This is a genomic window from Melioribacteraceae bacterium, from assembly GCA_030584085.1.
GTDB lineage: Bacteria > Bacteroidota > Ignavibacteria > Ignavibacteriales > Melioribacteraceae > SURF-28.
Genome location: CP129490.1, coordinates 1,239,125 through 1,263,795, shown reverse-complemented (window position 1 = coordinate 1,263,795; position 24,671 = coordinate 1,239,125). Strand labels below are relative to the sequence as shown.

Here is a 24,671-nt window from a genome sequence, read left to right as displayed (position 1 = left end):
AGTGGTAGTAATAATAGAACCTAATGCAACCGAAGAACAAATTCAGAATGTAATTTCACATTTAGAAGAGTATGGATTTCAAATTCATAAGTCAGTCGGTGTTCAAAGCACAATAATTGGTGCGATCGGTGTAAAACCAGATTTCGATACACGTAAAATAAAAATACTAGATGGTGTTGCGGATGTTTATCGTGTTACTGCTCCATTCAAGTTAGCTAGTAGAAATTTTCGTGAAGTTGATACCGTCATTGATATCAAGGGTATCAAAATCGGCGGAAACAATTTAGCGATAATGGCGGGACCCTGTTCAATCGAAAGTGAAGAACAGATGTTTAAACTTGCCGAAATAGTAGCAAAATCAGGTGCAAAAATTTTGCGCGGCGGTGCCTTTAAACCAAGAACATCGCCATACTCTTTTCAAGGAATGGGAGAAGAAGGGTTAAAACTTATTCGTAAAGCTGCAGACGAATTCGGTCTTCTTGTTATAACCGAAGTAATGGAAATTGCACAAATTGATATTATCGGGAAATACACTGACATCTATCAAATTGGTGCAAGAAACATGCAGAACTTTCCGTTATTAAGAGAACTTGGTGCAACTAAAATTCCAATAATGTTGAAACGCGGTTTATCGGCAACAATAGAAGAATGGTTAATGTCCGCTGAATACATTTTGGCAAACGGAAATCCAAATGTAATACTATGTGAGCGCGGGATCAGAACTTTTGAAACTTATACACGCAATACATTTGATTTATCAGCAATCCCCGTTGTTCATAAAAAAAGTCATTTACCGGTAATTGCCGATCCCTCCCATGCAACAGGTTATCGTGATCAAGTGCCGCCAATGGCTAGAGCCGCCGTTGCTGCCGGGGCAGATGGACTAATGATTGAAATTCATCATGATCCGGAACATGCTTTTTCAGATGGACCGCAAGCGCTATTACCGGATACATACTTAAAATTAATTGATGAATTGAAAACTATTGCAAACGCAATCGGAAGGGATATTAACTAAATTTTAAACTGTCACTTCCGCGAAAGTGGGAGTTTTCTTTCCACACTAGATTCACAGTTAAATTATGCGAGAATGACATTTTGTTAGATGGAAAAGACAATAAATAAAATATCTATTATAGGCTTGGGACTTATCGGCGGATCGATAGCAAAAGCATTGAAGAAAAGTAACCTTCAATTGCAACTATATGCTTTCGATAAGAAGGATGTTCTTGATGCAGCATTAGAAGAAAAAGTTATCGACAAGCAGCATTCTTCAATAAAGGATTCAGTTGAATCTGATTTAATTTTTTTGTGCTTACCGGTTGAACTCTCTTTAGAATATCTTATTCAACTAGCACCACTTTTAATAACCGGACAAATTATCACTGATGTTTCAGGTGTAAAAGGGATTTTCCAAGAAGAATGGAGTAAACTCAATTCTAAAGGACTCTACATCGGTGGACATCCAATGACCGGCAAAGAAAAAGGCGGTTATGAAAATTCTGATCCACTTCTTTTTGAAAATTCAGTTTACATTTTATCAAATAAGGAAATAGAAAATTCACAATTCACAAGATTTACAAGAGTAATTAAATCTCTTGGAGCAAGTATTACTCTTCTCGATCCGTTTCTTCATGATAAAGTTGTTGCATACGTTAGTCATTTGCCGCAGTTATTATCAATTTCTTTAGTTAATACTTCGGCAAAAAAAGAAGACGATATTAACTTTAGTAATTTTGCCGCCGGTGGTTTTCGGGATATGACTAGGATTGCCGCAAGTGATTTTTCAATTTGGGAAAAGATTATTCAATTCAATAAAAAAGAAATTACAAATGCAATTGAATCTCTTAAAAATGAGTTGAATACCTTAGAGGAATTTGTAATCAAAGATAATTATTCATTACTCGCTGATAAATTCGAAGCATCAAGAAAAAAACGAGATGAGATCCCGAAAAACACAAAAGGTTTTTTAACTCCGCTTCATGATTTATTTGTTTTTGTAAGAGATGAGCCCGGAGTTATAAGTAAAATTTCTACAGCACTTTTCAATAATAGCATTAACATAAAAGATATCGAACTTCTGAAAATAAGAGAAGGAACCGGTGGTACTTTTCGATTATCTTTTAATTCTATAGAAGATGTAAAAAGAGCCGGAGAAATTATTAAACAAGAAGGGTTTGAGATAAAGTAGAAATAGAGGCTTTTACGTAGCCGTATAGAATTTCTTACCTTTTACCAATCTCACTTTGAAGTTTTAAAAAATCCTTTACATTAGCGACAAGAATCTTCCGCTCAATATTTAGTTTATCAAATAACATCCTTTGTTTATTATCAATTTCTCTGTTGTATTTAACCTCTATCAAAGTTTTGTTGAAATGAAAATCAAGTTCAATCCCATCCTTATAAATATAGCAAGGAGAATGTTCCTTGATTAAAAAGTAAACAAGGTTTTCAAACACTGCGCCTTTATCTCTGAATCCAGTAACCATATTTTTAATACCTAAATCCGCAGCAAATACTTTTTTAGGAGCTCGGAGTCGTTCATTTAATTTTCCACACCGCTCTATAGCATAGATTAGATAAGTATTCTGAAAATATTCGAAATATCTTTTTGCTGTCTCACTAGAGATTCCCATCACTTTCGAAATCTTAGTCAATGAGGCCTGCTTACCCGCACGTTCCATCAATAGTCTGAAGAATTCCTTAAGTGAAGTTATATCTTTCACACCGTGATAGAAGGCAATGTCTTTGTAGATTATTGCATCAACCAAATTATCGAGATATTCAAAATCATCTGATAATATATATTCTGGTATACCACCTTTCATCATAAATTCTTCGAAGTATTTTTCAGTTAAGTAATCTTCAGATTTTTTTACTGCGAAGTTTTTAAAACTTAGAAACTCAAAAAAATCTAGCGGCAGTACTTCAACAATTTTCGATCTACCGGTTAGTAGTGAGTTCTTATCTCGTAAAATTGTTGCCGATGATGAAGAGACATAGATTTTTACATTTTCATTGTCGTAAAGCGTTTTCAATTCTTGGTTAATATTTTCGCGGTAAGCCGCCTCATCGAAAAAAAGATAGATTTTTTCATTCCGTCTGAATTGATGTAGTTTTCTAAACTCACGTACAAGATCTTGCACACTAATTTTTTCTATAGCAATAGAATCTAACGATACGTACAAGATTTTTTTCGGTTCAACTCGTTCAGCAAGTTCTTTGATAAACAATTTCATTAAAGAAGATTTTCCTACGCGTCTCAAACCAGTAATAATTAAAATTTCTTTTCTTCTTTCAGAGCTTCGAAGAATTTTCAGAAATTTCTCGCGAACAATTAACTCGGGCTTGAATTCCTCTTCCCACCATGGATTGTAGTTATAAAGATCTTCATATAGGTGTTCCATCACATTACATTCTATTTGTTATAACCAAATAGAATATGATTAATTTATTTGATAAAAGCAAATAGAATTATGACCGTCGGACTGAGGAATCTGCATTAAAAATGAGTGTAGCTATAAACAATAAGGATTTGGCATAAAGTAAAAAAACTCCCGCAATTTTTGAAATCGCGGGAATCTTAATCTTATTTATACAAATTACGCCACCATTCAGGTTGATCTTTCAGGTACTTATCAAAGTACGCAAGAATTGTTTTTGTCCATTTTGTTCGTTTATCGTAATCTAATATCCAATGTTCTTGTTTATCAACTTCGACTAGTTCAACATCTTTCCCTAAAAGTTTTAATGCGACATACATCTGCATACTTTCACCCGGCGGCACATTTGGATCAATGTTTCCATGCAGTAGTAATAACGGAGTTGTAATTTTATCCGCGTTAAACAACGGACTTTTATCAACATATTCGCCTCTTGCATTCCATGGGAAACTCTCGGCTCCGGCAACTGCGTTATACAAATATCCCCAGTGACCAACTCCCCAATAACTAGTCAGATTACTAATCCCAGCATGGGAAATAGCGGCAGAAAAAATATCTGTTTTGGTAATAATATTCATGGTAAGAAATCCGCCGTACGAAGCGCCAATACAACCGACTCTATCGGGGTCAACAAATTTATGTTCTGCTAAGAACTTTTGAGTTCCTTCAATAACTTCTTGTGCAGTTATTGCTCCCCAATCATTGACGTGTTTTGCAGAGAATTCTACACCAAAACCGGTTGCACCGCTTGGCTGCAAAATGTAAACGATGTAACCATTGGCTGTATAAATATTTTTGGGATAACGACCACCAAAATCTCTTCCGACCGGACTTGTTCCGCCATAGTAGTTAACAATCATTGGATATTTTTTGTTTGAATCAAAGTTTGGCGGAAAATAAACTCTTCCTTTGATTTTTTGTCCTGAACTAGCAGTAAAATCCCAATCTTTGATTTCACCGAGTTTAATATTTACATATTCCGTTTCTTCAGGGAACATAAATAAATTTATCTCCCCGGTTAAGAGATCCATCTTATAGACTTTTTCAGGAATCACAGAACTTGATGCTCTAAAAATCGCTGTCTTAAAATTTTCCGAATAATCAATTTCGGCAATTGATTCAACATTAAGATCAATCATTTCATAATTACTTGAAGTAATATCATATCTATATAGATGTTCATAAGATTCATCCGTTGTGACGAAATAAATTACATTATTTTTGCCATCCCATTCGGCACTACTAATCTGAGGTTTGAAATTTTTTGTGATAGCGTCTACTTTTTTCGATTCAATATTATATATATATGCTTGAGTATCATAATCATTCGGGATAATCTCTTTCGATAGAGAATTGCCGACTTCACCAAATGTTGAAGAACCACCTAATATTAATAATTGCTTGCTGTCAGGTGACCACGCAACAGATGACGCAAAATAAAGTGACAAGATTGAATCGGCTTTCATTGTTTCAAGATCCAAAATATGATAATCGGTTCGGCTATATGGACGTTGAGATTCACCATAATATGTTTTGGAGAAAAGCAGTTTCTTGGAGTCAGGACTAATCTCAACAAAACTCTGATTCATATCTGCCGGAATTAAAAGTTCACTCATTTTACTTTTTACGAACAATCTATAGATCGATGTCTTGTCTCTAAAACTGCTCCACCTGTCTTCGGGATATTCATATTTTTTGAAGTTAGGATCGGATTGTTTTGAAGATTCATTTACAGTATAAATAATATAATCTCCGTTAGACGACCAAGTAAATCCGGATAAATTACTAACATCTTGTATTAATGCTTCAGTTGTTCCATTCGAGATGCTAATATTCCAAATAGTTTTTTTATCGCCGTTAGTTGAAGTGTAGGCAAATGATTTTGAATCGGGAGCCCAATCAACTTCAGGAATACTTATACTACCTTTAAAAGTCCAAACCAAACTTCCGTTATCAACATTTCTAAGTTCGATCCAATTTTCATACGCATCTTTTAGTTTATTCCTCTCTCTAACCTTTAGGGCAACGTATTTACCATCAGGTGAAAGGGAAATGTCGGTTACATTTATATTATTAAGTAAATCGGAAATTGTAGTTGTACGAATCGGGTCTAAAGTTATGTTGACATTTTCTTTGTACTTTTTGTCAAAAATCAACTTACTATTTATTGACCAATCGGAATTGATGGTTGGGTCGAACAAAGTTTTTATCAATATAAAATGCTTGCCATTTTCAAGTTGAAGTGTTGTCTTAGATTTACCTGGTTCACATTTCCCATCTTTATTCTCATCGAATGTAGTTTTATCAGATATTTTATTTCCGTCCAAATAAATTGAGAACATATTACAAGAGTTGACTTCCAATTCAGTTTCTACGAAACGATCTGTTTCAACATAAAATCCCGAATAATAAATTGAAGCTGAATTTGATTTATCGAAAGTTAGCTGTTCACCACTTTTTACTTTCCATTCTAAAGTTGAGTTTGCGTAAACGAATAATTTTTCATTTGCTTTAGGCCACCATTTAGCAACATCCATCTCCTGATAAAGTAATTTTTCGCTTGTAACTTTTTCTTCACCGGATGTTAACGTAACTTTAATAGGTCCAAATGTAAGAAAGCTGTCAATACTTAAGGTAAATTTTGAATCTTCGGCAAAAAGAATTGAAACTAGAAATAAGAACATAATAAATCGATTTTTTCTCACTAACATTACTACCTCATATTGATTATAATTGAGTCAAAACTAATTATTTTTTGTATTATAGAAAAATTCGATAAAAAGACATAATGCCTTAATTTATAATATCTTAGATATCTTGACATTAGAACATGGTTATACTATTTTCAACATCAAAATTTATTAATATATGCTCACAGAATTCGGAAAAATATTCATCTTCATTTTGCTCGCGGTTGGATTCGTTGGAATTGCACTTTTTGCCGCAAAATTGATTAGACCTGCCCGACCTACAAAAGAAAAGCTTCTTATTTATGAATGTGGTGAAAACATCGAAGGTTCACCTTGGGTAAAATTCAATATTAGATTTTATGTTGTGGCATTAATCTTTTTGATATTCGATGTTGAAGTTGTGCTTTTGTTCCCCTGGGCATTAGTCTATAAAGAATTTGGATTTTTTGGTTTCTGGGTTGGAATAATATTCTTATTAATCCTTACCCTCGGAATGGCTTATGAGTGGCGGAAAGGTGACTTGAACTGGGACCGCTCAAAACCTAACATTCCTGAACTTTCCAAAATATTATCAAACAAAAAACAACAAGCAGAAGAACAAGTAAAGAAAGTAATAAGCTAAATATGGGTTTACTAGATCAAGAATTTTCAGATAGCAATATTGTAATTACTAAAGCAGAAGACTTGTTAAATTGGGCTCGTCTTTCATCTTTGTGGCAACTTGGATTCGGTTTAGCTTGCTGCGCAATTGAAATGATGGCAACATCTGCTTCTCATTATGATTTTGACAGATTTGGTGTAATTCCCCGCCCTTCCCCGCGTCAAAGTGATATCATTATTATTTCAGGTACAGTAACTTTAAAAATGGCTTTAAGAATCAAGCGTTTGTATGAACAAATGCCTGATCCTAAATATATTATTTCTATGGGAAGCTGTTCTAATTGCGGCGGACCATATTGGGAGCACGGCTATCATGTGTTAAAAGGAGTTGATAGAGTAATTCCGGTAGATGTTTACGTGCCCGGTTGTCCTCCTCGTCCCGAAGCTTTACTAGAAGGATTATTAAAATTACAAGAAAAAATTAGGACCGAATCTTTAAGCAAAAAATCTGCATGAAAAAAGCTGACGAAATTTTAGAATTACTAAAGAGTAACTTCCCTGATCTCCCAATAGAGATGGATTCAGAAACTCCAACCGAACCCATAATTTCCGTTCCACCTAAAGAAATTGATAAAATTGGCGTGTTCTTGAGAGATAATGAAGAACTATTATTTGATAGCTTAATGTGTCTCTCAGGCGTTGATGATGCTAATGGTGAAAAAATAAAAGAAGCAGATGAATCGGAATCAATTAAGGGCGGAACACTAAGTGTTTACTATCATTTACATTCAACTTCTTTGAAGCATAAAATCACCCTCAAAGTATCAACTGAAAGAGAAAGTCCGGAAGTTGAATCAGTTGAAGGAGTTTGGAAAACCGCTGATTGGCATGAACGCGAAGCTTATGATATGTTTGGGATAATATTCCTCAACCATCCGAATTTACAAAGAATTCTTATGCCGTATGATTGGGATGCAGGTTATCCACTTAGAAAAGATTACAAAAATCCTGAGTTTTATAAAGGTATGAAGGTTCCGTATTAGTAGTAGATATGAGATCAGAGATTTGAGATGTGAGAATGAAGCTTGTTCATTTACAAAATGAGAGATATCAAGAATGCATAAATTCAAAGAGTTGAAAGTATGGCAATACTCCAAGAATCTCGTTATTGATATTTACAAAGTCACCGAGAATTTTCCTCAAACAGAAATTTTCGGACTTACTGATCAAATTAGAAGAGCTTCAGTGTCCGTCCCTTCAAATATTGCAGAAGGATGCGGACGAAATTCGAATAAAGATTTAATACGGTTTTTAGATATTGCGAATGGTTCATCATTTGAGTTAGAAACTCATCTTATAATAGCGCATGAATTAAATTATATCGATGATTTGGTTTTTAATAAGATTATAAAAAAGTTGGATGAAGTACAAAAAATGATTTATGGATTTAAAAACAGTTTAGCTAAATAAAGGAATTCGTGAGTATACGATCTCAGTACTCAGATCTCAATACTCACATCTAGTTACTTATGCCTCTTAAAACTGAAGAAATGATATTAAATATGGGTCCTCAGCACCCTTCTACTCACGGTGTGTTGAGACTCGAGTTAATACTTAATGGCGAAGTTATCGTCGATGTCAAACCTCACGTTGGGTATTTGCACAGATGCTTCGAAAAACATTGTGAAGCAATGACATATCCTCAAGTTGTTCCCTATACCGATAGAATGGATTATCTTTCATCGATGTATAATAATTTTGGTTATGCAGTTGCAGTTGAAAGATTATTAGGAATTGAAGTCCCCGAACGCGTCGAGTATATTAGAGTGATAATGGGAGAACTTCAAAGAATTGCTTCTCACCTGGTTGCGGTTGGTACTTACGGTCTTGATATCGGTGCATTCACACCGTTCTTATATACCTTTAGAGATAGAGAAAGAATACTTAGTTTGTTTGAAATGACTTGCGGAGCTCGTTTACTTTACAATTACATTTGGGTCGGCGGCTTATCTCATGACCTGCATCCCGACTTTGTGAGATTGACTAGAGACTTTCTACAATACTTTAAGCCGAACATAAAAGAATTAAATAACTTACTTAGTTACAATAAAATTTTTATTGAAAGAACTGCTAATGTCGGAATTCTGCCACTCGATACGGCAATCAATTATGGAATGACTGGTCCAAACTTACGAGCCAGTGGTTTAGCATTCGATTTAAGAAGAGAAGACCCATATTCAATATATGATAGATTCGACTTTGATATTCCGGTCGGTAAAGGTACTCATGGCACTGTTGGTGATTGCTGGGACAGATATTATGTCCGCGTTCTTGAGATGGAACAAAGTATAAGAATAATTGAACAAGCATTAGACCAGTTACCCGAAGGAGACGTCACTTCTGCAATTCCTAAAAGAATTAAACCGCCAAAAGGAACAATTTATACAAGAGTTGAAAACCCCAGAGGTGAATTAGGATATTTTATTATAAGTGATGGTTCATTAAATCCTTTCCGCGTAAAAGTCAGAGGACCCTCTTTTGTCAGTTTAGAATTAATGGGAGAACTCTGCAAAGGTCATTTGGTTTCGGATGTGGTTGCGGTTCTTGGAAGCATTGATATAGTTCTTGGTGAGGTCGATCGATAATGTATGAACTATTAAAAAATATCTTTGGCAATGATGTTATTGCCTATATTATTGGCGGGGCATTACCACTGTTCGTTTTTATTCTCCCCTTTGCTCTTTTTGCAGTTTATCTTGAAAGAAAAGTCTCCGGATTTATGCAAGACCGTCTCGGACCAATGAGAACAGGTCCCTATGGTGTATTACAAACTATTGCAGATATTTTAAAACTCATTCAAAAAGAAGATATCACGGCTTCGGACACTGACAAAAAGTTTTTTAATCTAGCACCATATTTAACATTTGCCGGTAGTTATGCTGCCTTTGCAGCAATTCCTTTTTCCGGTATGTATATTGGCACCGGAGCAGAAGTAGGAATATTCTTCATTGTTGCAATTTCATCACTTGTTGTAGCCGGATTATTGATGGCAGGTTGGTCATCCAATAATAAATACTCATTACTCGGCGCAATGAGATCAGCTGCTCAGATAATCAGTTATGAAATCCCAACCGCACTAGTGATATTAACGATCGTAATGATTACCGGAACATTGAGCTTACATGAAATGACCGAAATGCAAACAGCATATTTCTGGAATTGGATGATCTTTGGTGGTGCAGGTTGGAGTGTTACAAAGTTTTTACTAATCCCGTTCATGTTAGTAGCATTTATAATTTTCTATATAAGTTCACTCGCAGAAGTTAACAGAACACCTTTTGATATTCCCGAAGCCGAGTCTGAGTTAGTTGCCGGTTATCATACAGAATATTCGGGCATGAAATTCGCAATGTTTTTCTTAGCGGAATATGCAAATATGTTTGCCGTTTCCGCAATTGCTGTAACAATTTTTCTGGGTGGTTATCAATCACCATTTGGTTATTTAGGCAATACACTAGGCTTAACATGGTTAGTTCCAATTGAACAACTTTTCTGGTTTACGTCAAAAGGGATTTTCTTTGTGTTTGTTCAGATGTGGCTTAGATGGACTTTGCCACGACTAAGAGTAGATCAATTAATGGCACTTTGCTGGAAATATTTAATACCATATGCTATTCTTAATTTAATAATTGTAGGAATCATCACGTTAATTTAATATGAAGCAATACCTAAAAAATACATGGGAAGGACTTTACACAGTTTTTGTGGGAATGAAAATTACATTCATGCATATGTTCACTCCTGCAGTAACAATTCAATATCCCGATGTTAAAGTTCCACTTCCCGAAAGAGTTAGAAATCGTTTGTATGTTAATATGGATGATTGCATAGGATGCGATCAATGCGCTCGTGCATGTCCGGTTGATTGTATAACAATCGAAACTGTAAAGTCACTTCCGGAAGAAGATCTCGGTAAAACATCCAACGGTAAAAAGAAAGCACTTTGGGTTACTCAATTTGATATTGATATAGCTAAATGCTGCTACTGTCAACTTTGTGTTTTTCCATGTCCTACTGAATGCATTTACATGACTGATGTTTATGAATTTGCCGAATTTGAACGATCAAGTTTAGTGTTTAATTTTGCTACTCTAACAGCTGCCGAAGCCGAAGAGAAAAAAGCAAATTATGAAAAAATGATGGCAGAAAAAGAAGCTGCAAAAGCAGCAGCGGTAAAAGCTAAAGCTGAAACTGCAGCAAAGGAAAAGAAAGATGATTCTCCGAAGAAAGAATCATCAGGTAAAAAAGACGAAAACGAAAAAGGTTCAGAATAAATTAGATGTCAATTTACGATATAATATTTTATCTCTTTGCTATCCTAACCCTTGGTTCGGGATATTTGGTTGTAACCAGCAAGAATATTGTTCATGCTGCGTTTTATTTACTGTTCACATTTTTCGGAGTCGCCGGAATTTATGTCTTACTTGGTGCTGATTTCTTAGCAATCGTTCAACTTATGGTTTATGTCGGCGGTATCTTGATCTTACTTTTATTTGGTGTCATGTTGACAAATAGAATAACCGATGTAAAAATTCGTACCGGAACTGTTCATATAATTCCCGCTGTAGTCGGGACCGGACTTTTTATGGGAGTCATCGTTTCTATGATGTTAAGAACTAATTGGAAATCTGAGCCAGCTGAATTACCCATATCAACCATGTACGGCTTAGGAAGAATTTTACTGGTGGATTACGTATTAGTTTTTGAACTGCTTGCAATCTTATTGTTAATTGCACTTATAGGTGCTGCATCAATTGCAAGAAGAGATACAGAATAACTAGGAGTTTTTAATTGATAGAAGTTGGATTAAATCATTTCCTTGTCATTAGTTCGATTTTATTCTCGTTGGGAATTTACGGTGTTGTTACTAGAAAAAATGCCGTTATGGTCTTAATGGGCATTGAGCTAATCCTAAATGCGGCAAATATTAATTTTGTTGCATTTGCTAAGTACGGAAATTTTGGTTTAGGCGGACAAGTAATGGCGCTATTCGTAATTATCCTTGCCGCAGCGGAAGCCGCAATTGCATTGGCAATAGTTCTCAATTTATATAAGACATTTACAAACGTAAACGTTGACGAAATCAATAATCTAAAAGAATAAAGTATGTCGGAAATTTCAATTATAAATAGCTCGATCGCAATTTTATTACTTCCTTTGATAAGTTTTATCATACTTATCTTTTTCGGCAAGAAGTTTCCGAAATTATATTTACTCGGTACCGGGATTTTATTTGCAACCTTAGCTCTTTCAATTGCTGTTGCATATTCAATGTTATCTTCTTATTCCGGAGAGACAATCGGTTTTTCATTTACATGGATTGATTTTGGTGAAGTTGCTAATATCGGTCCCCTTTCAATCGACCTCGGTATAGAAATAACAAACATCACAGCACTGATGTTAATTGTTGTAAATCTTATCAGCGCCTTAGTACACCTATACTCAATTGAATACATGCATGGCGATATAAGATATACAAGATACTTCGCTTATTTAGGAATTTTTACATTTTCGATGTTGGGAATTGTCCTCACCGATAACATTTTAATGATGTATATATTTTGGGAACTCGTTGGACTTTCTTCATACTTATTAATTGGTTTTTGGTTTGAGAAAGATTCTGCAGCGGATGCTGGTAAAAAAGCTTTCCTTGTCAACCGTGTTGGTGATATTGGAATGTTCATCGGAATTCTGATTTTATTCACCAGTTACGAAACATTCAAATTCTCCGAAATATTTGAACAAATTTCACTTGGTAATCTTCCATTTGATAGTACTACTATCTTAACTGCGGCCGGCATTTTAATTTTTATGGGAGCCATAGGAAAATCAGCTCAATTTCCATTGCATGTTTGGTTGCCTGATGCTATGGAAGGCCCGACTCCGGTTAGTGCTTTAATCCATGCTGCCACAATGGTTGCCGCCGGTGTTTATCTTATTGTTAAGATTTTTGTAATGCTTACTGCAGATGCAATGTTAGTTATTGCTGTCGTCGGTGGAGTAACTGCATTTGTTGCAGCAACAATCGCATTAACACAAAATGATATCAAAAAGGTTTTAGCTTATTCTACTGTAAGTCAGCTTGGTTATATGGTTCTTGCAATAGGTGTTGGCGCTTATGCGTTCGCATTCTTTCATTTAGTCACTCACGCATTCTTTAAAGCATGCTTATTCCTTGGTTCCGGTTCTGTAATTCATGCTATGCATCATGAACAAGATATTCGCCATATGGGTGGTTTAAGAAAGAAAATGCCTTTGACTTATTATACTTTTCTAATTTCCACTCTTGCAATTTCCGGTGTTCCATTATTTTCAGGTTTTTTAAGTAAAGATGGAATTCTAGCAGGAACACTTGCATTCGGTAATTTAACAGGACATTGGCTATTACCAATAATTGGATTCACAGTCGCTGCAATGACTGCTTTCTACATGTTTAGATTGGTAATCATTACCTTCCATGGTGAACCCAGGAATAAAGAAAAATATGATCACGTGCATGAAAGTAAATGGGTAATGACAGCCCCGCTTGCAGTACTTAGTTTACTTTCTATTTTTATTTTTTATACGCCTAATCCACTTTCCTCCGATGCCGGTTGGTTTTTAAGTGACTGGGTACAAACACCACAGACTGTCGTTCCTGCTTCAGCAAGTTTTGATTTTATGCAATCAGGTATGAATTCACATGAAGCCGGTTTAGCACAGGAAGCTGGGATTACTCATTCGGTTCAATATACAGAAGCAATGCATCACGCACACTATCCGGCAATGATTCTCTCTTTGGTTTTAGCCGGATTAGGTATTTTGATGGCATTTACCTTCTATCAATGGAAAAAAGTCGATACGGATAAATTAGCGACAAAACTAAATTCACTATATAAATTTTCGCTTAATAAATGGTACGTTGATGAATTTTATCATGCTACATTTATTGGAGGAACGTTAAAAGGCGCCGGATTATTATCCTGGTTTGACTATTATATAGTCGACGGAATAGTAAATGCAAGTGCTTCAGCAACAAGATTTATATCACGTATCAGTGGTTGGTTTGATACTTTCGTAGTAGATGGATTTGTTAACTTTACTGCTTTGTTCAGCGGATTTGTGGGATTAACATTCCGCAGATTACAAACAGGAAAAGTTCAGACATATGTAGTTTTTGTAGTATTCGCGGTCTTAATTCTATTATTGTTATTTAGACCGTTCTAAAAGAAATTAATAAAAATAGGTATTTATAAAATCATGATTGGATTCCCAATTTTATCGTTGATAACATTCTTACCGGTAATAGGGATGATCATAATCCTTGCTTTACCAAAAGAAAAAACTCTTTGGGTAAAGTACACAGCTTTAGCTGCAACAGGGCTTCAAGTTGTACTTGCAGTAATACTTTTAGGTAATTATGATTATTCGGCAGCCGGTGTATTTCAAGAAGAGAGTTTTCAGTTCATCGAAAAATTTAGATGGATCGAAATTACCGGACTATCTTGGTTAGGAACTGTTAAAGTAGATTACTTCCTAGGTATTGACGGCTTAAGTATGCCGATGGTACTTTTAACGGCTCTGGTTAGTTTTATTGCGACCATTTCTTCTTGGAATATCAATAAATCAATAAAAGGTTATTTTGCACTCTTCTTGCTTTTAGATACCGGTATGATGGGTGTTTTCGTTGCGTTAGATTTATTCTTATTCTACGTATTTTGGGAATTAATGTTATTACCGATGTATTTCTTGATCGGTATTTGGGGTGGACCAAGAAAAGAATATGCTGCAATTAAGTTTTTCATCTATACTTTATTCGGATCTATTTTTATTCTTTTAGTAATGATCGGACTTTACTTCTCGGCTACCGAAGTTATCAACGGCGGTGATAGAGTTTTCACTTTTAATATACTTGCTTTGATGGATCAGGCAAATTATAACGCAGATGGAATACTTTCTCCTTTCAATCCGCATAATCTTAGATTAATAGCATACATTGCATTATTTGTCGGCTTCGCTATAAAGATTCCAATGTTCCCGTTTCACACATGGTTACCGGATGCACACGTTGAAGCACCGACACCAATCTCAGTTATTCTTGCCGGTGTTCTCTTGAAGATGGGTACTTATGGTATTCTAAGAATTAGTTATCCAATCTTCCCGGATATTACTCGTGATCTGATGTGGTACATTGCTCTGTTCGGAATGGTAAATATTATCTACGGTGCTCTAGTTGCTTTAGCTCAAAAAGACTTCAAGAAATTGATAGCTTATTCTTCTATCTCCCACATGGGTTATGTTCTTCTCGGAATGGCTTCACTTTCAACGACAGGAATTAATGGTGCGATATTCCAAATGTTCAATCACGGAACAATAACAGCAATGCTATTCTTAATTGTAGGTGTTGTTTATGATAGAGCACATACAAGGGGAATAAATGATTTTGGCGGACTAGCTAATCAAATGCCGGTTTATACAGGATTTGTTACTGTTGCATTTTTTGCCGCAATCGGATTACCAAGTTTAAGCGGATTTATCTCTGAAGCACTCGTATTTGTCGGAGCATTCGGAGAAAGTAGTATCAGAATATTAGCAATAATTTCTACTCTCGGAATATTATTAGGTGCGGGTTATATGCTGTGGACATTCCAAAGAATTTTCTTCGGGAAATTAAATGAGAAATGGGCACAGTTAACCGACTTAGATTCTAGAGAATATATTATGTTTATTCCTCTAACTATAATCATAATATTCCTTGGTATATATCCTTCGGCAATGTTGGATATAATGAATACATCTGTGAATACTCTCGTTGAATTTATGATTAATGGTGCAGCTAATATTTCAAATAGTGGTTTATAATTTGGATAAAGAATGACAGCGGATATATTAAATTCTATTGGTTTTATTTTACCGGAAATTGCAATTTCAGTTTTCTTATTACTCATTGTAACTTTCGATTTAATTTTTCATCTGAATAAAAAAATCATCCCCTACATTGCTGTAGTCGGTTTAGTGATTACAGGCATTTTAACACTCGATCAACTTGGCGTTACCACATTAGCTTTTACTCCACAATTGTCGGGTACTCAAAAATTTGGTATGATTGCCGTTGATCCTTTTGGTTCATTTTTTAAATTACTTGTCATAGTTACTTCTATTTTGATTGTTTTCTTTGCTCAAGCTTCCGATGAAATTAAAAAAATTGATAATAGACTTGGTGAGTTTTATGCGCTAGTCTACGGTATGGTTCTCGGAATGATGGTAATGATTTCCGCAACCGACCTAATTTTAATTTACCTTTCGCTTGAGTTATTATCTCTATCATCATATGTTCTGGCCGGATTCACCAAATTACGTGACCGTAATAGCGAAGCAGCTTTGAAATATTTAATCTATGGTTCTGTCTCTTCTGGATTAATGTTATTCGGAATTTCTATTGTTTATGGAATAACTGGAAGTACAAATCTATATATAATCAATTCGTTGATACAAGGTCCGCAGATTAATTTATTTACTCTATCTTTTGCTGCGATTTTAATCTTTGTCGGAATTGGTTATAAAATATCTGCCGCACCTTTTCATTTTTGGACGCCGGATGTTTATGAAGGCGCTCCAATTTCAATTACTGCATATTTATCAGTTGCAAGTAAAGCAGCGGGTTTTGCTTTGCTAGTTAGATTTATTCAAACAGGATTTACAGCATTTATTGATGATCAAGGTAATTGGTCATTAATTAATGTCTTTGATTGGCAAGCACTATTAATTGCTATTTCAATATTAACGATGACTCTCGGTAATTTTTCGGCTCTTTGGCAGGATAATTTGAAACGAATGCTGGCTTATTCAAGTATAGCTCATGCCGGTTATATACTTCTTGGTGTTGCTGTGCTTTCTAACCAAGGATTGATTGCTGTATTGATTTATTTCTTTGTTTATATGTTAATGAATCTAGGCGCATTTTATGTTGTTATGTTAATCGCAAACAAGACCGGTTCGGAAAATATTGATGATTATGACGGACTCGGAGCAAAGGCTCCGTTTCTTGGAGTTGCACTTGCAATATTTTTAATTTCACTAACCGGTCTTCCTCCAACCGCAGGTTTTATAGCCAAACTTTATTTATTTATTGCACTTGTTGATGCCAACATGATTGGTGTTGCAATTATTGCTTTATTAAATACGGTAGTTTCACTTTATTATTATGTTAGAGTTCTCAAGCATATGTACCTAACCAATTCAGAACGCGAGCAAGAGAACATCTCTCCTACTCTTGGCGGATTTGCGTACGTCTTGGTTTTACTTATACCAATTCTAGTATTTGGTATTTATTTCACACCAATCGTAAATTTTGCAAAAGACTGCATAACTCTTTTAGGAATCTAATTTATTTTTATTTGACATTTTTGCTTAACTTTCTTAGTTTTATATCGGACTAAATAAGTCGTATTTATGTTAAAAATTGCAAAATCAGTTGAATATTCGATATTAGCTTTGAGATTTATTGCTAACAATCAATCTTTAGAATGTATTAGTACGAAGGAAATATCAATACGTGAGAATATTCCTTATGATTTATTAGCGAAGTTGATGCAAAAAATGGTAAGAAATAAAATAATAATTTCTAAGCAAGGTAAGTTAGGCGGTTATGCATTAAACATTTCACCGGAAAATCTTTCAATAAATGATGTTATTTTAGCACTGGATGAAAAAGTTCAGTTAACTGATTGCATGGTTTTGAATCCAACAGAACATGATTGCGGAAGAGTAACAAATTGCTGTTTGAGAAGTCCGCTAAGTAAAATGCAAGAAAAAATAATTGATCTTTTTAAGCAGACAACACTAAAAGAAATTCTAAACTAAAATCGGAATACAGTAATGAACCACTTTGAGGAACTTCAAAAAAATCAAGAAATGTTTTTCAATTTCATGAAAGAAAAGTACAAAATTTTTTACAACTCAAATATTTTTTCTAGAGATCTGCAATATGCAATTAAACATTATTTTGAAAAGAAAGACATTCATCTTACGTATCCTGTCGCAGAGGAGTTAATGCAAAAATTCACTACTTATCTTGAGGGAAAAGGTGATCTCTCTAAATTAACATCAAACTCGTGGAAAGTGAATTTTTTTAAACCAAATATTGTTGAAGAAGAAAAGACAGTTGAAGAAAAGGTATAATTATGAGTGAAAAAACATTAATGCAAGAAATAACAATTACAGAAAAAGCCGCAAAACAAATACAAAAAGTTATGGAAGAAAATAATATTGATTCAGAATTTGGACTGCGTGTTGGAGTCAAAGGCGGTGGATGTTCAGGTTTAACCTATCAACTCGGTTTTGACGGAATTAAAAAAGATGGCGATACAATAATTGAACAGCACGGCATTAAACTTTTTGTTGACGGTAAAAGTTTATTTTACCTGACCGGCACAACGTTAGACTTTAGCGATGGTTTAAATGGAAAGGGTTTTGTTTTTAATAATCCCAATGCGGCAAAGACTTGTGGTTGCGGAGAATCATTCGGCGTTTAGAATTAATAATTAGAGGAAAAAATGGATAGAAGAAAATTTATTTATTCACTTGGACTTGCATCAGCCGCAATGTCTTTTAACAATATTAGTGGTTTTACAAAAATTAATACAATCAATAATAAAAATGTAAGGAGTAACGATACAATGGCTAAATTCGAATTACCAGCATTACCATATGCTTTTGATGCTTTAGAACCGCATGTTGATGCGAGAACAATGGAAATTCATCATGGTAAACACCATGCCGGTTATGTTAACAATTTAAATAAAGCAGTTGAAGGAACCGAAGCTGAAGGAAAATCTCTTGAAGAATTGATGCAAAATATGTCAAAATACTCAACTGCCGTAAGAAATAACGGCGGTGGTCATTATAATCATTCATTGTTTTGGTCAGTAATGGGGCCGAATAAAGGTGGAAATCCTTCCGGTGAATTATCAGATGCCATAAATAAACAATTTGGTTCCTTTGATAAGTTCAAAGAAGAATTCTCAAATGCCGCAGCAACAAGATTCGGTTCAGGCTGGGCTTGGTTGATTGTTAAAGCTGATGGTTCTCTGGCTGTAACTTCAACTCCAAATCAAGATAATCCTGTTATGGATCTCACCGAAGTAAAAGGTACACCGGTACTGGGCATTGATGTTTGGGAACATGCATACTATCTAAATTATCAAAACAGAAGACCTGATTATATTGCTGCTTTCTGGAATGTAATTAATTGGGATGAAGTAGCTAAAAGATATTCTGAAGCAAAATAATTTTTTCACCTCAATTGTAAATTGCCCGGAGTTGTAAAAACTTCCGGGCTTTTTTATATTTTAGAAATTAAACTTGATTAAAAATGAATTCCACTATACCTATATTTCCGTTAAACTTAGTAATGTATCCGGGAGCAGTATATCCACTTCATATTTTTGAAGAACGTTATAAAAAATTAATTCACTGGTGTAAAAGTAATGATACCGGATTCGGGATAGTTTCGAAAATTGACACTACGATCTCAACAATCGGTTGTTACGTAGAAGTGATAGAAGTAATTAATATATTTGAAAACGGAAGTATGGATATTCTTATTAGAGGTAGAGAAAGATTCCAGACAGTTTCAACTAACTTGCATGAACATGGTTACATTACTGCAAATGTTGTCCCCTATTTGGATGACGTACAATACATACAGCCTACAGCTTTAGAAGGTGAAACTGTATCTAAATTCAAGGGAATATTAGAAAGGACAGAGATTCAGTTCGATAATAAATATTGGACTAACTTTGATCGCTCAACATTCAAGTCATTCAAGATTGCTGAAAAATCCGGCATGAATTTAAAACAACAACAGAGTCTCTTATCTCTTCGTAGTGAATCGGATAGATTGAAATTTTTATTTGAACACTTTAGAAAACTTGAAGAATATTTAGACCGAACAGAGGTATTAAAGGATATAATTTCAGGTGATGGTTATATAAACTAAAAAAGGGATCATGAATAATCACAATCCCTTTTCAATAAAATAAAATCTTCATTAAAAATATTTCTTCTTCACATTCAATCTATTAATTGCTCGTTTCAAAGCCACTTCAGCTCTTAAATCATCAACTTCATGGCTATGAGATTTTAGTCGTTCTTTAGCTCTTTCTCTGGCAGCTTCAGCTCTTTTATCATCAATATCGGCAGGATCTTCAAAACTTTCGGCTAGAACTAAAACATTGTTATCCAAAACTTCTACGGTTCCACCACCAACAGCATAATGCGAAACGTTCGAAGATGAGTCAACAATTTTTATTTCACCGATTTCCAAAGAACTCAAAATAGGTGCGTGATTGAATAAAACTTGGAAAGAACCCAGTGTTCCGGGTAATGTAATACTTTGTATTTTACCGGAATAAGCTTTTTTTGATGGTGTTATAACTTCTAAATTAAGTTCTTTCATTACTTCCCTATTTCATCTTCTTAGCTTTTTCAACAGCTTCTTCAATTGTACCGCAGTACATAAAAGCCTGTTCTGGTAAATCATCATGCTTGCCATCAACAATCTCTTTGAAACTTCTTATGGTATCCTCAAGCTTAACATATTTACCGGGGAAACCTGTAAACTGTTCTGCAACGTGGAAAGGTTGACTCAAAAATCTTTGAATTCTTCTCGCTCTGCGAACAACAACTTTATCTTCTTCTGATAATTCATCCATACCAAGAATGTTAATAATATCTTGCAGATCTTTATATTGCTGAAGAATTTCTTTCACTATTGTTGCAACTTGATAATGTTCTTTACCGATAATTCCGGGTTCAAGAATTCTTGATGTAGAATCAAGCGGATCAACAGCCGGATAAATACCGAGTTCGGATATTTGACGACTAAGAACTGTAGTTGCATCCAAGTGAGAGAACGTAGTTGCCGGAGCCGGATCTGTCAAGTCATCGGCAGGAACATAGATTGCCTGAATAGAAGTAATAGAACCTTTATCAGTCGATGTAATTCTTTCTTGGAGTTCACCCATTTCTGTTGCAAGGTTGGGTTGATAACCAACCGCGGAAGGCATACGGCCAAGCAACGCGGATACTTCAGAACCCGCTTGAGTAAAACGGAAAATATTATCAATAAATAGTAGTACGTCTCTTCCCTCTTCATCACGGAAGTATTCTGCAATTGTTAATCCGGTCAAACCTACACGAAGACGAGCACCGGGAGGTTCATTCATCTGACCGAATACTAACGCTGTTTTATCAAGAACTCCGGACTCTTTCATTTCAAGCCAGAGATCATTTCCTTCACGTGTTCTTTCACCAACACCTGCAAAAACGGAATATCCGCCATGTTCTTTTGCAATATTATGAATAAGTTCTTGAATGATAACTGTTTTACCAACACCGGCACCACCGAACAAACCGGTTTTACCACCTTTAGAATATGGCTCGATCAAATCAATAACTTTAATACCTGTTTCAAAAATTTCTTGTTCAGTTGAAAGATTTTTGAAAGCCGGGGCATGTCTATGAATTGGATAAGATTTTTCTGTTTTGATCTCACCTAATTTGTCAATTCCTTTACCAAGAACATTAATTAAACGGCCAAGAGTTTGAGGACCAACTGGAACTGAGATCGGTGAACCGGTATCATAACCTTTCATGCCACGGACAAGACCATCGGTAGAATCCATCGCAACTGTTCTTACTCTATTTTCACCAAGGTGTTGCTGAACTTCAACAATTAATTCCTCTTTATTACCTTCAACATCTTCTCGTGGGATTCTGATAGAGTTATAAATTTTTGGGAGTTTACCTTCTTCAAAGTCAATGTCAACTACCGGCCCAATCACCTGGACAACAATTCCAACATTATCTTCCATTTTTCTCCTTTATCTAAATAAAATATAGAATACAAAATTAGACAATAACACTAAATATTTCAATCAAATTTACTTGCAAATATCTATTTGTTAATAAAAAAGCCCGCCATAAAAGACATGACGGGCTTCTTTACTAAATTAATATTATAATTTACGCTGTTACTTCTTCTACAATCTCCATACCTCTTCTAAGAGCTTTTTCATTAAGAGGAAGTAAATGATGATATCTTTCAGGAAGTACTTTCTTTAATCCCGCAAGTACATTATCAAAGTCCAGTATTGGTTTCTTTTTAAGGAATGCACCAAGGATTATCATATTCATAACTTTTGGATTTTCCAGTTTTGTTGCTTCATTTGCAGCTTCTATCGGTATAATATCAATATCTGATCTTGTCGGCGGATGTAGAGCTGTACTACTTTCATATATCATTAATCCACCAGGCTTAACAGCTTTTTCGAATTTGTCAATTGATGGTTGATTAAGTGCAATTACCGTATCAAATTTTGTAAGAATGGGTGAACTGATTTTTTGATCACTAATAATTGCAATACAATTTGCCGTTCCACCACGCATTTCCGGACCATATGAAGGCATCCAACTAACTTCTTTATTTTCAACAACGCCGGAGTAGCAGAGAATTTGTCCCATTGATAGAACACCCTGTCCTCCAAATCCGGATATAATTATTTCTTCAGTCATTATTCATCCTCCTTTTCCGGTACTTTCAAATCACCAAGTTGATAGAATGAGAACATATTATCTTCCATCCATTTATTGGATTCAAGTGGTGTCATTTTCCAATTTGAAGGACAGTTCGAAACTATTTCAACAAAGGAAAGTCCTTTTTCTCTTTTCTGATATTGGAAACCGTTCATTATAGCTTTTTTTGCTTTTCGAACATTTTTAGGATTGTTGACCGCTGTCCGAGTACAATAGTAAACCCCGGGAAGTTGTGCAATAAGTTCTGTAATCTTCAATGGATTTCCCATTAATTTTGTATCACGTCCGTAAGGTGTTGTGGTAGATTTCATGCCTGGCAATGTTGTGGGTGCCATTTGTCCACCCGTCATACCATAAATACCGTTATTGATAAATATGATTAGTATGTTTTCTCCACGATTACAAGTATGAAGTGTTTCGCCCGTACCAATTGCAGCTAGATCACCATCGCCTTGATACGAAAAAACATATTTATCGGGAAGTACTCTTTTAATGCCGGTTGCAACAGCAGAGGCTCTGCCGTGAGCAGCTTCGGACATATCAATATCAAGATAATTATAAGCAAAAACCGAACAACCGACAGGTGCAACTCCAATTGTTTCCTCTTGAATTCCGAGTTCATCAATTACCTCTGCAATTAAGCGGTGTGCAACACCGTGTCCACATCCCGGACAGTAGTGCATTGGTGTGTCAAGAAGTGTAGCCGGTTTTTCATAAACAAGGTTGTCATTTATACAGACACTTTCTTCGGCAATTACTTCTTCAAAATGTTTTTCTTCTTCAATCATTCTTTTCTCATTCATGCCGGAACTCCTACAAATTTTTCTTCAATTTTCTCTAATATTTCTTCCGGTGAAGGAACAATTCCACCCATTCTTCCATGAAATTCAACAGGCACTTTACCGTTAACAGCTAGTCGAACATCTTCTACCATTTGACCGGCACTCATCTCAACATCAAGGATTCCTTTCACTCTATCTGTATAACTTGCAATCTGCTTATATGGGAATGGAGATACAGTCTGAGGTCTAAATACTCCAACCTTAATCCCTTTTTCACGAGCCAACGTAGCAGCTTTCTGACAAATTCTCGCGACTAAACCATATGCGGTAATTATATATTCTGCATCTTCCATCATAAATTCTTCAAAACGAATTTCTTCCTCTTCGATTTTTTTATATTTAGCTTGAAGATGAAGGTTTATTTCTTCCATCTTATCCGGTTGGATGTGAAGTGAAGTAATTACATTTCTTTCACGATTTTTCTTCTTGCCGATTGTCGCCCATTTTTCTATATCCGCAGCATCGCTTCGTTGAACTTGTTCAAAAAGTTCGACCTTTTCCATCATCTGACCAAGTGCACCATCAGTAAGCATCATAACAGGATTTCTCCACTTAAATGCTAAATCAAAACCGAGTTTTACAAAATCTACCATTTCTTGAACAGTTGAAGGTGCAAGAACTATCATTTTATAATCACCGTGTCCGCCACCTTTTACTGATTGGAAATAATCACCTTGTGAAGGTTGAATAGTTCCAAGACCCGGACCGCCTCTTACAACATTAACTAATAAACAAGGAAGTTCTGCACATGCGATATAAGAAATACCTTCTTGCATTAAACTAACACCCGGAGAGGAGGAAGATGTCATAACTTTTTTACCGGTTCCGGCTGCACCGTATATCATATTGATTGCAGCAATTTCACTTTCTGCTTGTAAAATTACCATTCCGGTTCTTCTTTCTGCTTCTGCAGCGAGATACTCTAATACTTCTGATTGCGGTGTTATCGGATAGCCAAAATAAGCATCGGCACCTGCACGAATTGCAGCTTCTGCCATTGCTTCGTTACCCTTCATTAATCTAAGTTCTTTTTTCATTCGCTCACCGTAATATTAATATCTTTGGACACATTTGAAATTGTTGCAAGGTGTTCTTTCTTCTTTTCAACCTTGCGATAAACTTTAATAACACCTTCGGGACAAACAAGCGCACAGTTTGTACACCCTGTACAATTATCCTCAATTTTAACAATGTAATGATAACCTTTACTGTTTATTTTGCGTGATGCTTCTAACGATTCTTGAGGACAGGCTGCAACACATAATTCACACCCTTTACATTTCTCGATGTCAATTAAAATATCCCCTTTTACTTTTGCCATAGCTACCTCATTTGGTAAATAGTAGTTGTAGTCTTATTTTATTTAAGATACTGAACACTTATTTATAAGCAGAGAACGTACCAAAAAAATCAATAATTAAATAGGTTTTAAGTCACCCTAATCGATAATTTTAATTTGA

27 protein-coding genes are annotated in these 24,671 nt (G+C 35.2%); 19 read left to right on the top strand and 8 right to left on the bottom strand.

All coding sequences use genetic code 11. The annotated features are described in order from the left end of the window. The first annotated feature begins 1 nt into the window (after position 1). Together aroF and QY331_05825 are read left to right on the top strand one after the other, a co-directional pair. Positions 2-1,018 carry a 3-deoxy-7-phosphoheptulonate synthase gene (gene aroF, locus QY331_05830; protein WKZ70766.1) on the top strand — a complete coding sequence of 339 codons (1,017 nt, stop codon included), beginning with the start codon at positions 2-4 and terminating at the stop codon, positions 1,016-1,018. Positions 1,019-1,105: 87 nt separating this feature from the next. Next, positions 1,106-2,191: a prephenate dehydrogenase/arogenate dehydrogenase family protein gene (locus QY331_05825; protein ID WKZ70765.1), complete on the top strand. Its 1,086-nt coding sequence runs from the start codon at positions 1,106-1,108 to the stop codon at positions 2,189-2,191. Between the two features lie 34 nt (positions 2,192-2,225). Here QY331_05825 and QY331_05820 read toward each other — a convergent pair whose 3' ends face one another. Together QY331_05820 and QY331_05815 are read right to left on the bottom strand one after the other, a co-directional pair. After that, on the bottom strand, positions 2,226-3,407 hold the full coding sequence (locus QY331_05820; GenBank protein ID WKZ70764.1) for an ATP-binding protein: 1,182 nt from the start codon (positions 3,405-3,407) through the stop codon (positions 2,226-2,228). A 182-nt stretch (positions 3,408-3,589) separates the two neighbouring features. Next, a complete protein-coding gene (locus QY331_05815) occupies positions 3,590-6,154 on the bottom strand; it encodes a S9 family peptidase (protein ID WKZ70763.1) in 2,565 nt (854 codons plus the stop codon). A 157-nt stretch (positions 6,155-6,311) separates the two neighbouring features. On the opposite strand from QY331_05815, the gene QY331_05810 reads away from it, so the two are divergent. The 17 genes from QY331_05810 to QY331_05730 all read left to right on the top strand — a co-directional run bounded on the left by QY331_05810 (position 6,312) and on the right by QY331_05730 (position 19,772). Beyond that, positions 6,312-6,755 (top strand): NADH-quinone oxidoreductase subunit A, encoded by a 444-nt coding sequence (locus tag QY331_05810; protein WKZ70762.1) that lies wholly within the window; start codon positions 6,312-6,314, stop codon positions 6,753-6,755. 2 nt (positions 6,756-6,757) lie between these two features. After that, positions 6,758-7,249: an NADH-quinone oxidoreductase subunit NuoB gene (nuoB, locus tag QY331_05805; protein WKZ70761.1), complete on the top strand. Its 492-nt coding sequence runs from the start codon at positions 6,758-6,760 to the stop codon at positions 7,247-7,249. Next, positions 7,246-7,776, top strand: a complete 531-nt coding sequence (locus tag QY331_05800) for an NADH-quinone oxidoreductase subunit C (GenBank protein WKZ70760.1) — start codon at positions 7,246-7,248, stop codon at positions 7,774-7,776. Before nuoB ends, QY331_05800 begins: the two co-directional genes overlap by 4 nt. 73 nt (positions 7,777-7,849) lie before the next feature. Next, positions 7,850-8,203 (top strand): four helix bundle protein, encoded by a 354-nt coding sequence (locus QY331_05795; protein ID WKZ70759.1) that lies wholly within the window; start codon positions 7,850-7,852, stop codon positions 8,201-8,203. Positions 8,204-8,262: 59 nt separating this feature from the next. Next, complete coding sequence (locus QY331_05790) at positions 8,263-9,378, top strand: NADH-quinone oxidoreductase subunit D (protein ID WKZ70758.1); 1,116 nt, start codon at positions 8,263-8,265, stop codon at positions 9,376-9,378. Beyond that, the gene (gene nuoH, locus QY331_05785) at positions 9,378-10,448 is read left to right on the top strand and encodes an NADH-quinone oxidoreductase subunit NuoH (GenBank protein WKZ70757.1); all 1,071 of its coding nucleotides are present in this window, start codon (positions 9,378-9,380) and stop codon (positions 10,446-10,448) included. The genes QY331_05790 and nuoH overlap by 1 nt, the downstream gene beginning before the upstream one ends. A gap of 1 nt (position 10,449) precedes the next feature. Further along, positions 10,450-11,067, top strand: coding sequence for an NADH-quinone oxidoreductase subunit I (locus QY331_05780; protein ID WKZ70756.1), 618 nt, complete (start codon positions 10,450-10,452; stop codon positions 11,065-11,067). Positions 11,068-11,072: 5 nt separating this feature from the next. Continuing rightward, positions 11,073-11,570 (top strand): NADH-quinone oxidoreductase subunit J, encoded by a 498-nt coding sequence (locus tag QY331_05775; GenBank protein WKZ70755.1) that lies wholly within the window; start codon positions 11,073-11,075, stop codon positions 11,568-11,570. Positions 11,571-11,584: 14 nt separating this feature from the next. Further along, the gene (nuoK, locus tag QY331_05770; GenBank protein WKZ70754.1) at positions 11,585-11,896 is read left to right on the top strand and encodes an NADH-quinone oxidoreductase subunit NuoK; all 312 of its coding nucleotides are present in this window, start codon (positions 11,585-11,587) and stop codon (positions 11,894-11,896) included. A 3-nt stretch (positions 11,897-11,899) separates the two neighbouring features. After that, complete coding sequence (gene nuoL, locus QY331_05765) at positions 11,900-13,999, top strand: NADH-quinone oxidoreductase subunit L (protein WKZ70753.1); 2,100 nt, start codon at positions 11,900-11,902, stop codon at positions 13,997-13,999. Positions 14,000-14,032: 33 nt separating this feature from the next. Beyond that, positions 14,033-15,634 carry an NADH-quinone oxidoreductase subunit M gene (locus QY331_05760; protein WKZ70752.1) on the top strand — a complete coding sequence of 534 codons (1,602 nt, stop codon included), beginning with the start codon at positions 14,033-14,035 and terminating at the stop codon, positions 15,632-15,634. 12 nt (positions 15,635-15,646) lie between these two features. Further along, positions 15,647-17,158 (top strand): NADH-quinone oxidoreductase subunit N, encoded by a 1,512-nt coding sequence (locus tag QY331_05755; GenBank protein WKZ70751.1) that lies wholly within the window; start codon positions 15,647-15,649, stop codon positions 17,156-17,158. 66 nt (positions 17,159-17,224) lie between these two features. Beyond that, a complete protein-coding gene (locus QY331_05750; GenBank protein WKZ70750.1) occupies positions 17,225-17,635 on the top strand; it encodes an Rrf2 family transcriptional regulator in 411 nt (136 codons plus the stop codon). Between the two features lie 15 nt (positions 17,636-17,650). Then, a complete protein-coding gene (locus QY331_05745) occupies positions 17,651-17,953 on the top strand; it encodes a hypothetical protein (protein ID WKZ70749.1) in 303 nt (100 codons plus the stop codon). A 2-nt stretch (positions 17,954-17,955) separates the two neighbouring features. Continuing rightward, a complete protein-coding gene (gene erpA / locus QY331_05740; GenBank protein ID WKZ70748.1) occupies positions 17,956-18,306 on the top strand; it encodes an iron-sulfur cluster insertion protein ErpA in 351 nt (116 codons plus the stop codon). 144 nt (positions 18,307-18,450) lie between these two features. Next, positions 18,451-19,062, top strand: coding sequence for a superoxide dismutase (locus QY331_05735; protein ID WKZ71299.1), 612 nt, complete (start codon positions 18,451-18,453; stop codon positions 19,060-19,062). A gap of 83 nt (positions 19,063-19,145) precedes the next feature. After that, on the top strand, positions 19,146-19,772 hold the full coding sequence (locus tag QY331_05730; GenBank protein WKZ70747.1) for an LON peptidase substrate-binding domain-containing protein: 627 nt from the start codon (positions 19,146-19,148) through the stop codon (positions 19,770-19,772). Positions 19,773-19,823: 51 nt separating this feature from the next. Here the strand turns inward: QY331_05730 and QY331_05725 are convergent, their stop codons facing one another. The 6 genes from QY331_05725 to QY331_05700 all read right to left on the bottom strand — a co-directional run bounded on the left by QY331_05725 (position 19,824) and on the right by QY331_05700 (position 24,532). Continuing rightward, a complete protein-coding gene (locus QY331_05725; GenBank protein ID WKZ70746.1) occupies positions 19,824-20,231 on the bottom strand; it encodes a F0F1 ATP synthase subunit epsilon in 408 nt (135 codons plus the stop codon). 7 nt (positions 20,232-20,238) lie between these two features. Then, positions 20,239-21,648 carry a F0F1 ATP synthase subunit beta gene (gene atpD, locus QY331_05720; GenBank protein ID WKZ70745.1) on the bottom strand — a complete coding sequence of 470 codons (1,410 nt, stop codon included), beginning with the start codon at positions 21,646-21,648 and terminating at the stop codon, positions 20,239-20,241. Between the two features lie 151 nt (positions 21,649-21,799). Beyond that, a complete protein-coding gene (locus tag QY331_05715; GenBank protein ID WKZ70744.1) occupies positions 21,800-22,348 on the bottom strand; it encodes a 2-oxoacid:acceptor oxidoreductase family protein in 549 nt (182 codons plus the stop codon). Continuing rightward, entirely contained in the window at positions 22,348-23,172 is an 825-nt protein-coding gene (locus tag QY331_05710; protein ID WKZ70743.1) for a thiamine pyrophosphate-dependent enzyme, read from the bottom strand. Before QY331_05710 ends, QY331_05715 begins: the two co-directional genes overlap by 1 nt. Further along, positions 23,169-24,248 carry a 3-methyl-2-oxobutanoate dehydrogenase subunit VorB gene (vorB, locus tag QY331_05705; GenBank protein WKZ70742.1) on the bottom strand — a complete coding sequence of 360 codons (1,080 nt, stop codon included), beginning with the start codon at positions 24,246-24,248 and terminating at the stop codon, positions 23,169-23,171. Before vorB ends, QY331_05710 begins: the two co-directional genes overlap by 4 nt. After that, entirely contained in the window at positions 24,245-24,532 is a 288-nt protein-coding gene (locus QY331_05700) for a ferredoxin family protein (protein ID WKZ70741.1), read from the bottom strand. The genes vorB and QY331_05700 overlap by 4 nt, the downstream gene beginning before the upstream one ends. Between the last annotated feature and the right edge of the window lie 139 nt (positions 24,533-24,671).

Coding starts and splice junctions, on each gene's coding strand:
- QY331_05825 (WKZ70765.1), top strand. CDS start 1,106: ATGGAAAAGACAATAAATAAAATATCTATTATAGGCTTGGGACTTATC.
- QY331_05820 (WKZ70764.1), bottom strand. CDS start 3,407: ATGGAACACCTATATGAAGATCTTTATAACTACAATCCATGGTGGGAA.
- QY331_05815 (WKZ70763.1), bottom strand. CDS start 6,154: ATGTTAGTGAGAAAAAATCGATTTATTATGTTCTTATTTCTAGTTTCA.
- QY331_05810 (WKZ70762.1), top strand. CDS start 6,312: ATGCTCACAGAATTCGGAAAAATATTCATCTTCATTTTGCTCGCGGTT.
- nuoB (WKZ70761.1), top strand. CDS start 6,758: ATGGGTTTACTAGATCAAGAATTTTCAGATAGCAATATTGTAATTACT.
- QY331_05800 (WKZ70760.1), top strand. CDS start 7,246: ATGAAAAAAGCTGACGAAATTTTAGAATTACTAAAGAGTAACTTCCCT.
- QY331_05795 (WKZ70759.1), top strand. CDS start 7,850: ATGCATAAATTCAAAGAGTTGAAAGTATGGCAATACTCCAAGAATCTC.
- QY331_05790 (WKZ70758.1), top strand. CDS start 8,263: ATGCCTCTTAAAACTGAAGAAATGATATTAAATATGGGTCCTCAGCAC.
- nuoH (WKZ70757.1), top strand. CDS start 9,378: ATGTATGAACTATTAAAAAATATCTTTGGCAATGATGTTATTGCCTAT.
- QY331_05780 (WKZ70756.1), top strand. CDS start 10,450: ATGAAGCAATACCTAAAAAATACATGGGAAGGACTTTACACAGTTTTT.
- QY331_05775 (WKZ70755.1), top strand. CDS start 11,073: ATGTCAATTTACGATATAATATTTTATCTCTTTGCTATCCTAACCCTT.
- nuoL (WKZ70753.1), top strand. CDS start 11,900: ATGTCGGAAATTTCAATTATAAATAGCTCGATCGCAATTTTATTACTT.
- QY331_05760 (WKZ70752.1), top strand. CDS start 14,033: ATGATTGGATTCCCAATTTTATCGTTGATAACATTCTTACCGGTAATA.
- QY331_05755 (WKZ70751.1), top strand. CDS start 15,647: ATGACAGCGGATATATTAAATTCTATTGGTTTTATTTTACCGGAAATT.
- QY331_05750 (WKZ70750.1), top strand. CDS start 17,225: ATGTTAAAAATTGCAAAATCAGTTGAATATTCGATATTAGCTTTGAGA.
- QY331_05745 (WKZ70749.1), top strand. CDS start 17,651: ATGAACCACTTTGAGGAACTTCAAAAAAATCAAGAAATGTTTTTCAAT.
- erpA (WKZ70748.1), top strand. CDS start 17,956: ATGAGTGAAAAAACATTAATGCAAGAAATAACAATTACAGAAAAAGCC.
- QY331_05735 (WKZ71299.1), top strand. CDS start 18,451: ATGGCTAAATTCGAATTACCAGCATTACCATATGCTTTTGATGCTTTA.
- QY331_05730 (WKZ70747.1), top strand. CDS start 19,146: ATGAATTCCACTATACCTATATTTCCGTTAAACTTAGTAATGTATCCG.
- QY331_05725 (WKZ70746.1), bottom strand. CDS start 20,231: ATGAAAGAACTTAATTTAGAAGTTATAACACCATCAAAAAAAGCTTAT.
- atpD (WKZ70745.1), bottom strand. CDS start 21,648: ATGGAAGATAATGTTGGAATTGTTGTCCAGGTGATTGGGCCGGTAGTT.
- QY331_05715 (WKZ70744.1), bottom strand. CDS start 22,348: ATGACTGAAGAAATAATTATATCCGGATTTGGAGGACAGGGTGTTCTA.
- QY331_05710 (WKZ70743.1), bottom strand. CDS start 23,172: ATGAATGAGAAAAGAATGATTGAAGAAGAAAAACATTTTGAAGAAGTA.
- vorB (WKZ70742.1), bottom strand. CDS start 24,248: ATGAAAAAAGAACTTAGATTAATGAAGGGTAACGAAGCAATGGCAGAA.
- QY331_05700 (WKZ70741.1), bottom strand. CDS start 24,532: ATGGCAAAAGTAAAAGGGGATATTTTAATTGACATCGAGAAATGTAAA.